The following is a 255-nucleotide window of genomic DNA, read 5'->3' on the forward strand; positions in this document are numbered from 1 at the left end:
GCCGCGTGTTTTTTGTTTTGGCAGCAGCCCAAGCAGCCTGACATCGCACGGACTTTAATCCTTTATTCCCTTTACGGGTTCGCATACTTTTTTTCTAACTTGGGTTTTGACCCTCGCTTTCACGTCTGCTGGCTCCAGCACAACACCGTTCATCACCGACGCTAGTAAAGCGCGGCCCGACACACCAAATACATCGCTAAGATAAGTGGTCAACTTGATGTTCCCATCCTGAAGGATTTTGTGAATACGGTTCTT

Annotated in this window: 1 pseudogene; it reads right to left on the reverse strand. The window is 48.2% G+C overall.

The annotated features are described in order from the left end of the window. Positions 1–54: 54 nt before the first annotated feature. Positions 55–255, reverse strand: a pseudogene (locus PPOP_RS24825) (IS110 family transposase); the annotation flags it as partial.

The organism is Paenibacillus popilliae ATCC 14706 (assembly GCF_000315235.1).
Lineage (GTDB): Bacteria > Bacillota > Bacilli > Paenibacillales > Paenibacillaceae > Paenibacillus_B > Paenibacillus_B popilliae.